Origin of the sequence: Rhodococcus sp. (in: high G+C Gram-positive bacteria) (assembly GCF_049591685.1) — a bacterium.
Lineage (GTDB): Bacteria > Actinomycetota > Actinomycetes > Mycobacteriales > Mycobacteriaceae > Rhodococcoides.
In genome coordinates this window covers 18,210-28,119 of the sequence record NZ_JBAWFH010000266.1, presented here as the reverse complement: position 1 = coordinate 28,119, position 9,910 = coordinate 18,210, and the positions used below count along the sequence as shown (strand labels likewise).

The 9,910-nt window shown below is 65.9% G+C and carries 7 protein-coding genes and 1 pseudogene; 1 reads left to right on the top strand and 7 read right to left on the bottom strand.

Features of this window, described 5'->3' with window-relative positions; all coding sequences use genetic code 11:
• The 3 genes and pseudogenes from WBQ44_RS11355 to WBQ44_RS11345 form a co-directional block, all read right to left on the bottom strand.
• Positions 1-625: pseudogene (locus tag WBQ44_RS11355) on the bottom strand (phage infection protein); the annotation flags it as partial.
• 424 nt (positions 626-1,049) lie between these two features.
• Positions 1,050-1,649 carry a histidine phosphatase family protein gene (locus WBQ44_RS11350; protein ID WP_495566790.1) on the bottom strand — a complete coding sequence of 200 codons (600 nt, stop codon included), beginning with the start codon at positions 1,647-1,649 and terminating at the stop codon, positions 1,050-1,052.
• A 73-nt stretch (positions 1,650-1,722) separates the two neighbouring features.
• Entirely contained in the window at positions 1,723-2,637 is a 915-nt protein-coding gene (locus WBQ44_RS11345) for a LysR family transcriptional regulator (RefSeq protein WP_495566789.1), read from the bottom strand.
• Between the two features lie 29 nt (positions 2,638-2,666).
• Here WBQ44_RS11345 and WBQ44_RS11340 point away from each other — a divergent pair, with 29 nt between their 5' ends.
• Entirely contained in the window at positions 2,667-3,941 is a 1,275-nt protein-coding gene (locus WBQ44_RS11340) for an MFS transporter (RefSeq protein ID WP_495566788.1), read from the top strand.
• Here the strand turns inward: WBQ44_RS11340 and WBQ44_RS11335 are convergent, their stop codons facing one another.
• The 4 genes from WBQ44_RS11335 to lysX form a co-directional block, all read right to left on the bottom strand.
• Positions 3,942-4,340 (bottom strand): TIGR03618 family F420-dependent PPOX class oxidoreductase, encoded by a 399-nt coding sequence (locus WBQ44_RS11335; RefSeq protein ID WP_495566787.1) that lies wholly within the window; start codon positions 4,338-4,340, stop codon positions 3,942-3,944. It abuts the gene before it with no gap.
• A 138-nt stretch (positions 4,341-4,478) separates the two neighbouring features.
• Complete coding sequence (locus WBQ44_RS11330; RefSeq protein ID WP_495566786.1) at positions 4,479-5,483, bottom strand: beta-ketoacyl-ACP synthase III; 1,005 nt, start codon at positions 5,481-5,483, stop codon at positions 4,479-4,481.
• 81 nt (positions 5,484-5,564) lie between these two features.
• Positions 5,565-6,500: an alpha/beta fold hydrolase gene (locus tag WBQ44_RS11325; protein ID WP_495566785.1), complete on the bottom strand. Its 936-nt coding sequence runs from the start codon at positions 6,498-6,500 to the stop codon at positions 5,565-5,567.
• Positions 6,501-6,505: 5 nt separating this feature from the next.
• Entirely contained in the window at positions 6,506-9,769 is a 3,264-nt protein-coding gene (gene lysX / locus WBQ44_RS11320) for a bifunctional lysylphosphatidylglycerol synthetase/lysine--tRNA ligase LysX (RefSeq protein ID WP_495566791.1), read from the bottom strand.
• Between the last annotated feature and the right edge of the window lie 141 nt (positions 9,770-9,910).

Here is a 9,910-nt window from a genome sequence, read left to right as displayed (position 1 = left end):
GACGCGCACCGCCCTTCAGCGTCTGCAGCTGATCGAGGGTCGACGGCCCGAAGCCCTGTGTGTTGAGGGTGTCGATGACGGTGCGGATCTGACCGGAGATGGCGTCGGATCCCGGGTGGGGGAAGCGGTCGACCTGCTGGGCGGCTGCTTCGAGCTTCGAGGTGAACTCGGATTGCTGGGCGCCGAACCCGGAGAGTCGGTCGACGAGTTCGTCGACACCGCCGCTGATCTGTGCGGCCCCGTCGCCGAGCTGCCCGATGCCGGCGCGGTACTGAACAAACCCGTCTGCCAGCTGGATGGTGCCGTCGTGAGCTTGGGTGATGCCATCGGCGAGCTGCACGACGCCGTCGTTGAGCTGGTTACCGCCGTCGGTCAGCTGCGAGACACCGCCGGAGAGGAAGCTCAGCGGAAGCCCGGCTTCCTGCAAATTCTTCCGAGATGCGGTGAGCGGGTCACCGGTTGCAGCCGGCTGCGCTGCCGCAGCTGCGTCGCTCGCCGCGACGTCGCTCGTCGCCGGGCTCAGGTCGTACCCGGCCCCCAGCGCAAAAGCCCCTGCCGCTACCAGCGGAAAGGCGATGGCGAGAAGCGCAGCGGTCGGTTGCCGGAGGATGCGAGATTTGCCCATAGTGAATCGAGGCTAACCCGCTGGTGGAGCCGCTCCGACCACTCGGACCGGCCGGAACAGCTGAAAACCGCCGAAAACGTGGGTTGACCAGCAATTTTAAGAGGTTTATGAGGATTCAGCGCCGACCGACGTGCAGGACGTTTCCGTCTTCGATCCCGCAGGTGAGCGACGCGTTCGCCCCACGGCATGTCCTCCGGTGGCTGGTCGACGGTTGCGCCCGCTTCCGGGCCAGTGCCGCCACCGCAGCGTCGCAGTCATGGGTATAGAACTACAGGGCGGTGCGCTGAGGTACATCGGCGTCTGTCCCGCTGTCCGCTCTGCCGATGCCCAGGTGAATCGATCCGATATCGAGGCTGACGCCCCTGTGTTCTCTTGACCCTGTGTTCTCTTGACCCTGTGTCCTCTTGACTACGTGTCCTCTTGACTACCTGCGGTTTCGCGGAAGCAGATCCCACACGTGTTGAGCTTCGTTGACGGACGCCACGGATCGCTTACCGTTGCGCGAGTACAGGATTCGGGTTAGCGAGCAGTAGTCGATCGGGAAACCGAGGACCGTGGGGGTCTTCAGGATGTCCTGCAGCACGATGTTGACGACCCCGCCGTGCGCGAAGACGACGACAGAATCGGTGTGCTCCACACCGTCCGTTGCGGCGGCGATACCGTCCAGTACTCGGGCGCGGAACGCCTCTTCGTCGACTTGCTCGGGCAGATGACCGGCCTTGATGCGCTCGTAGGCGTCGGCGAACTCGGTGCGTGCGTCCTCGATGGGGATGTAGCCGGCGAAGTCGCGGTCGTACTCGGCAATACGATCGTCCGTCTCGAGGGTCGTCCCGAGCTTCGCAGCCAACACCGCCCCGGTCTGCACTGCTCGCAACTGGATGCTGGACACCGTCCGGGTGATGCCGAATCGCGCGGTGGCGTCGGGAACGCGCTCGGCCTGTTGGTTGCCCAGTTCGGCGAGCGGGGGATCGGCAGAGTCATCGGACCGTCTCGGAAGAGCGTGGCGTACCAAAATGAGCTGCACCGACTCAGCTAACCACGGACCCACCCAGCTGCCGACCTACAGAGCCGCGGGCCCACCCAGCCACGGGGCCCGCTCAGCCGTGCGGCCTGAACACGAGTCCTCGGCCGCTGCGCAGGACCATCCTCCGAAACGCCTGCACCTGGCTCGGTGGTTGCCGCTGCGCCCACACCATGCCGATTCGACGCCGCGCGCCGCGGTCCGCGATGCGCACCTCGATCGTTTCGGGTCCGTGGCCGCGCAGCCGCGGGAGGATGCTGACTCCGAGGCCTGCGCCGACCAAGCCACGCAGGGTGTGAGTGTCCTGACCCTCGAAGGCGATGTCCGGGGTGACTCCGGCACCGGCCCAGAGCTCGTCGCAGATCGAACGCATGCCGAAGCCGTGGCCCATCGCGATGTAGCTTTCCTCCGCGGTGTCGGCGAGGTCCACCGATCGGGCTCCGGCGAGACGATGGTCGGCGGGAACGACGAGGACGAGCCGCTCGTCGTAGAGCTGGAACGAGTTGGCGTCGGTGTGTTCGGTGCTGAGCGCGACGAAGGCGAGGTCGGCGTGCCCGTCGTCCAAGCGGTCGAGGCACCGCGCGCGAGCGCCCTGGTCCAGCTCGAAGGTGACCGCCGGGTATTCGTTGCGGAACTTCTTGATCAGGGCGGGCACGATGTCCTCGCCGAGGGTGTTCTGGAAGCTGACGGAGATGCGTCCGCGGGTACGCGCGTCGTGCTCGCTCATCGCGTCGAGCCCGGCTTCGAGTTCGGCCACGGCCCGTTGCAGGTACGGCACGAGGATTCGCCCGGCCGCACTGAGCGTGATTCCGCGGCCATGACGTTCGATCACATCGACACCCAGCACGGCCGACGCCCGGGCGATCTGACGACTGACGGTCGGCTGTGGGACATCGAGCAGGTGCGCTGCCTTGGTCATGTGCTCGGTCTCGGCTACGGCGAGCAGCGTCGGAAGGAGGGGCAACACGTTGCGGGCCCCGTCGCGAATCATGTCGTCAACGTATCGGAAGCTGAGGCTTCATGCATTGGACCCAGATCGTTTCCCGTCCTAACGTCGTGGGAGTGACGACGACACAGGCCGCGACGTGGGAAGGTCATCTTCGGGGCTCTCGTGAGTACAAGCGCCTCGTGGCAGCGCTGCTGTTCGCCGGCATCGCCACGTTCGCGCAGCTGTACTCGGTGCAGGGCATTCTTCCGCTGATCTCTGCCGGCCTCGACGTCACTCCGTCGCAGTCCTCGCTCGCGGTGGGTTTCGCGACGGTCGGCGTCGCGGTCTCGGTGCTGCCGTGGTCGGTCGTGGCCGACCGCATCGGCCGCGTGCGAGCGATGAGCGCATCGATCGTCGTCGCGACGGTGCTCGGCCTGCTAGTCCCGCTGGCCTCGTCGCTACCGATGCTGTTGACCGTCCGGTTCTTCGAAGGCGCTGCACTCGGCGGACTCCCCGCGATCGCGATCGCCTACCTCAGCGAGGAAGTGCATCGCGAGCACACGGCCCTCGCGGCGGCGACTTACGTGTCCGGCACCACGCTGGGCGGCCTGCTCGGACGCATCGTCGCAGGCCCGGTCGCCGACCACACGAACTGGCAGATCGGCACGTTGACGGTGTCGATCATCGCCGCGGTCGCGGCAGTAGCGTTCCTGATGTTGGCTCCGAAACCCCGACGCTTCACGCGCACCACAGCCGACGGGCCCTCATTGCGAACGCGGTTGTGGGCGAACCTGCGGGACACCGGCATGCTCGCGCTGTACGCACAGGGGTTCTTGCTGATGGGCGGCTTCGTCACCGTCTACAACTTCCTCGGGTTTCGTCTCGAAGCCGTACCGTTCGGCCTGCCGCAGTCGCTGATCAGCCTCATCTTCGTCGCCTACCTCAGCGGCACGGTGTCCTCACGGGTGGCCGGGCAGCTCGCGGTGAAGTACGGGCGCAGCGGTGTACTCGCAGGGTCGACGGCCGTGATGATCGCCGGTGTCGCCCTGACGATCGCCGGCAATCTCGTCGTGATCCTCGTGGGGCTCGTGGTGCTCACCGTCGGATTCTTCGCAGCCCACGCCATCGCGTCGGGATGGACCGGCCAGCGCGCCGTGGTGGGCCGAGCTCAGGCGACCTCGCTGTACAACCTCTTCTACTACGGAGGCTCGAGCGTGGTCGGCTGGTTCGGGGGCGTGGTGTTCCAGCATTTCGGCTGGACCGCGATGGCACTGTTCGTCATCGCGCTTGCCCTGCTCGCAGCCGCGGCGATGGCACTCGGCGCGCGAACGACCCAGCCGACGGCGGAGCAGAGTGTCCGGCCGTGATCAGCCGACCTTGCCCCACCCGACGTAGGCGTCGATCTCCACATAACCCGTGACGCGTGCCTGGTCGCGCACCGGGTACGGATCGCCGGTGTAGAAGGTCGAAATCCGGTCGATGTCGACCAGATCGGGATCGTCCTGCAGGGTGATGCTGCCGTGGACGGTGACGTGGGTGTACCAGCTGGCCTCGTCGAGGACGGAGATCGAGACCTTCGGGTTGTTCCTGATGTGCTCGAGACGCTTACGATCCGCCTGGAAGTTGAGCACGATCTTGCCGTCCTCCCACAGGTACCAGGTGGGGGCGGTGATGGGAGTGCCATCGGCCCGGACGACGGCCATGACGGCCGGGTTGGGCTTCTTCAGGATTGCGATGGCATCTTCGGGCAACGGTGGCTTCGGCATGGTGTCGAGCCTACTGTTCGCCCCCGATTGTCCGGCCCCGATTGTCGGCCCGATTGCTGGGCGCACTGTCGAGATCGAAGTTGTGCACCGATTGTGCGAGAACCCGGTACACAACCTCGATTTCGACGGTAGAGCGAGTTACAGCGACGGAAGCCTGACGACCTGGCCGGCGTACGACAGGCCGGCACCGAAGGCGAGCAGCAGTGCGGTGTCGCCTGCTTTCGCCTTGCCGGTGCGCAGCAGTTCTTCCATGGCGAGAGGGATCGACGCGGCGGAGGTGTTACCGGTTTCCGCGATGTCGTTGGCAACCTCGGTGCTGTCCGGAAGGTTCAGGCTCTTGGCCAGCAGTTCGGTGATGCGGCTGTTGGCCTGGTGCGGCACGAATGCATGCAGTTCGTCGGCCTTCATGCCGGCAACATCGAGCACCTTCTGCGCTGCCTTGCCCATTTCGAACGCGGCCCAGCGGAAGACGGAGATGCCGTTCATCTTGATCCAGGGCCGTTCCATGCCCTCGGTGGTGATGTACTCGTACCAGTCGGTCGTCTGCACGATCGCGTCGGACTGCGAACCGTCCGAGCCCCACACGACGGGTCCGATCTCTGTCTCGTCGCTCTGACCGACGACCACTGCGCCTGCGCCGTCGGCGAAGATGAAGCGCGTCGTGCGGTCGTACGGGTCGGTGGTGAGTGATAGCTGCTCGGCGCCAATGACGAGGACGTGCTGCGCTGTCCCGGCCTTGACCAGGTCGGACGCGACGGCCAAGGCGTAGCAGAAGCCTGCACAGCCGGCGCAGATGTCGAATGCGGCCGGGCCCTTCGTGCCGAGCCCGTGCGCTACCTTCGCGGCAGCCTGAGGCGTCAGTTCCAGATGTGTCGAGGTGGCAACGATGACGGTGTCGATCTGTTCGGCCGAGATGCCACTGGCCTCGAGGGCTTTGCGGCCTGCCTTGATGGACATCTGCACGACATTGTCTTCGGGATCGGCGAACCGGCGATTCTTGATACCCGATCGCGTCTGAATCCACTCGTCGCTCGAGTCGATGGTTTCGCAAATTTCGTCGTTGGTGACGATTCGCTCGGGTCGGTAGACACCCAAGCCGAGAATTTTCGACTGCTTGCCCTGCGTTGCGCTGATCGCACCCATCTTCTTCTTCGTTCCTCTCGTGGCTACCGTGCCATCGCCGAGCAGCGGCTCGGGTCTTGGGCTACGGGCTCGGGTGACACGTTACGTGTCTGTGCTGCGGTGGTGTGACACCACTTCGCCGATCAGCGCTGACACGACCGCGGGTTGGTCGATCATGGCGTGGTGATGTGCGTTGCCGACGACGGTGAATCGGGCGTTCAGGTAGTGGGCCAGACGCTGCTGTTTGGCCAACCAGGCGCGCGCCCACGGGGTCGGCCTTCCAGTGTGGGCGGCAGCGACGGTCACCGGTGCCGACACTGTGGTGCGCCGCCGGATTGCGTTGAGCTCCGCGGCCATGTCCGGGTAGACGAAGTTCTCGACGAGGGCTGCCCTGAGGTAGGACGGCGTTCGGTAGATGGTCGCGATCGCGTCGTACGTCTCGATCGGGATGCCGTCGGGTGGGATGGAGTGGTTGAGCACCCGTCGAGCGGTGGGGCCGAGCAGGTTCTGCAGTCCGCTGCGCGTCAGTAGTTCGGCCAGCGACAACGCGAACCCGACGCGGATCCGTCGCGGCACGAGCCTCCACGGGTCACGCTCGGCGCTCGAGTCGAGCAGCAGCAGTCCCGCTGTCCGGTGCGGGTGCACGCGGGCGAACGCCTCGGCGTAGAAACCGGCAATCGAGTGCCCGACGATCACCGCGGGCTCCAACAGGTCGAGGGCGTCGAGAACCCCGAGGATGCGATCCGCCTCGCCCATCACGCTCGGTGTCTCGGCCATTACATTGGGCGTCTCATCCGTGCCGCCCCAGCACGCCTGGCCGGTGGGGTACGGGTCGCTCGCGCCGAAGCCGGGGCGATCGAACACGACAACGGTATGGAAGGCCGACAGAATGCGTGCGCAGTCGTCCCAGTCGAACCAGTTGCTGCCCAGGCCACCGCACAGGACGACCGTCGGGCCGGCTCCGGACACGAGAACATGCGTCTGCAATCCGGCGACGGTGACCATCCGTCCGGGCCTGAAATGTTTCATGTGAAACATTCGCGCTACTGCCGAGGCTTGGCCAGCGGGAACGCCAATGTCTCCCGGATGCTACCTCCGGTGATGAGCATGACGACGCGGTCGACGCCCATGCCGAGCCCGCCGGTCGGCGGCATCCCGTACTCCAGTGCCTGCAGGAAATCCTCGTCGAGCGACATTGCTTCCTCGTCGCCGCCCGCCGCGAGGAGGGACTGCTCGGTGAGACGCTGCCGTTGGTCGACGGGGTCCGTCAGCTCGCTGTACGCCGTGCCGAGTTCGACGCCCCAGGCGACCAGGTCCCACTTCTCGGCGACGCCCGGAATGGATCGGTGCGGCCGCGTGAGTGGCGACATCGACGTGGGAAAGTCCTTGTAGAAGGTCGGGAACGCGGTGTAGTCCTCGACGAGGTGCTCGTACATTCCCTGCGCCACCGCCCCTGCATCCCAGTTTTTTTCGTACGGAACGTCGTTCTCGTCGCACAGGCGTTGCAGCTCGGCGAGGGAGGTGTCGGGCGCGACGTGCACGCCGAGCTTCTCTGCGACGGCGCCGTGCAGCGTCTTGACGGGCCATTCGCCGGAAATGTCGATCTCGATCATTTCACCGTTGGGGCCGTCGGGCCGCAGGACGATCTCGCGACCGTGCGCGGCAACTGCGGCTTTTTGAATCAGCTCTCGGCACAACACCATTGCGCGCTCGTAGTCGCTGTGCGCCTCGTATGCCTCGAGAATCGTGAACTCCGGGTTGTGCTTGAAGTCGGCGCCTTCGTTGCGGAACACGCGACCGATTTCGAATACCTTGTCCATGCCGCCGACACACAACCGCTTCAGGTACAGCTCGGGCGCGATACGCAGATACAGGTCGAGGTTGTAGGCGTTGATGTGGGTGACGAAGGGTGCAGCATTCGCTCCGCCGTGTACCTGCTGCAAAATCGGCGTCTCGACTTCCATGTAGCCACGGTCGGACAACGAGTCGCGGAGCGATTTGACGACGTTGCTGCGCGCGATCATGAGGTCGCGGGCGCTGCGGTTGATGGCGAGGTCGACGTACCGCTGCCGCACTCGCGACTCGGGGTCGGTCAGCCCCTTCCACTTGTCGGGGAGCGGGTGCAGACACTTCGCGTTCATACGCCAATCCGTTGCGAGCAAGGAGAACTCGCCCTTCTTGCTCGTCCCGATCATGCCGGACACCTCGATCAGATCGCCGAGGTCGAAGTCGGCGCCGAAAGCGTCGAGCCGGTCGCCGACGCGTTCGCGGTCGAAGAGCACCTGAATGTCGTCGGTCCAGTCGCGCACCACCGCGAACGAGACGCCGCCGTAGTTGCGGATACGCAACAGCCGGCCCGCGATACGCACCGTCGTTCCCTGCGGCGCGGCGAGTGCTTCGGCGACGGAATGCGTCGGGGGATAGGCCACCGGGTAACCCTCGATACCCTGCTCACCCAGGCGCTCGAGCTTCGAAATGCGTACGCGTACCTGGTCGGGACGCCTCGGACCCTTCTGCGGTTCCTCGTCGTCCGAGGTAGGCGCGGGACCACTGCCGTCGGGGTGGATCTCGTCGCTATCGGCGAGTGCCGCGGGGACCGCAACGTGGCTGCCGGTGTGTTTGCGCGCGCGCCGGAAACTGGGAAGCGTCAGGAATCCCTCCGCGATGGCGGACGCGATGCCGACCTTGGGGAGCTCGCGATTGTCGGCGAAGCACAGGTACCGTGGCTCCCAGTCCGGCTGGTACTTGAGGTTGGAGCGATACAGCGCCTCGAGCTGCCACCATCGCGAGAAGAACACGAGGACCGACCGCCACATGCGTAATACCGGTCCGGCGCCGATTCGGCTGCCCTCCTCGAACACCGACCGGAACACCGCGAAGTTCAGCGAGATCTTGCTGACGCCGAATTGGTCGGCACCGGTTGCCAATTCGGTGACGAGGAGCTCGATCACTCCGTTCGGCGACTTCGGGTCGCGGCGCATCAGATCCAACGACACGCCGGTGCGACCCCACGGGGCCAGGGAGAGCACCGCCACCGTCTTGTTTTCCTGACGGGCCTGCACCAGTAGGCAGTCGCCGTCGAGCGGATCGCCGAGCCGGCCCAGAGCCATCGAGAAGCCGCGTTCGGTCTCGGTGTCCCGCCACGCATCGGCGCATTCGATGATCTCGGCCATCTCGGGCGCGGGGATGTCGCGGTGCCGCCGGATGGTGACGGTGATGCCTGCCTTGCGAGCCCGATTGACGGCTTGCCGGACGGGGCGCATCTCGCGCCCGTTCAAGTTGAACGTCTTCGTGCGGAGGATCGCCTCGTCGCCGAGTTCGAGCACGCCCAGCCCGGCCCGCTTGAACGCGGTCGCGCCGATCTCGCTGGCGCCCATCACCGCCGGCGTCCACCCGTACTTCTCGGCCAGTTCGAGCCAGGCATCGATGGCGTGCGGCCATGCCTCCGAATTGCCGATCGGATCACCGCTCGCCAAACACACTCCCACCTCGACGCGGTAGGTCACGGCAGCCTTGCCGCTCGGTGCGAACACGACCGCCTTGTCGCGGCGGGTTGCGAAGTAGCCGAGCGAGTCGTCGGCGCCCCACTTGTCGAGTAGGCCGCGCAGGGCCGATTCGTCACTGCCGGTGAGTGCGTTGGACGATCGCTGCGAACGGAACAGTGTGACCACCGCTGCCAGCAGTGCCAGCGCACCGAACAGTCCGAGCAGCGTATTGACGAAACCGTTTGGGCGGCCGTCGAATTGCTCGTTGTCGACCGTCGCCAGCGCGGTGACGCGGTTGAATGCCCACAGGAACGTCTGGCTCTCGGGCAGGGTGCCGGGGAACAGGGCCACCAAACCCCAGCCGACGAGCGTGCCGACGACGGCCCCGACGATCAGCACTGCGAGGGCTCGCAGGCCCGCTCCACGGCGTACCCGGGTGTAGAACTCCTTGCGCGCCGCGACGAGAACGCCGATCACCACGACATGGATGCCGAGGGCGACCCACGCGCTCACATTGTTCTCACCGAGTCCGTCGGACAGGTTGGTCACCGCGACGAGGACGAGATACAGGTTGAGAAACCACCAGGCGATGCGCTTGCGACTGGCCAACGCCGCTGCCGTCAGCCCCACGACGAGGGCCCACGCCAAAGAGGTGTCCGGTGCGTCGAAGTAGTAGTCGTCGACGTACTCGCGCGGAGTGTGAATCACCCCGCGCAGCGCAGGGGAGATACTCCACACAAGCACCAGCACGGCGTAGACGCCGAGGATCAGGCCGGCGATGTGCGGAACCTGCGAGAGGCGACCGTGCTCGGGGGGCGTCAGAACCCGCGGCGCTGTTTTCTCGGTCTCGGCGACGCGTCCCGCCTCTTCCGGTGACACCGATGTACTCGTCACTGCGCACTCCTGCCGTCGGCACTGCCGTTACCCCTGGCCCCCTACCACCGGCAACGGTAACGCCGACAA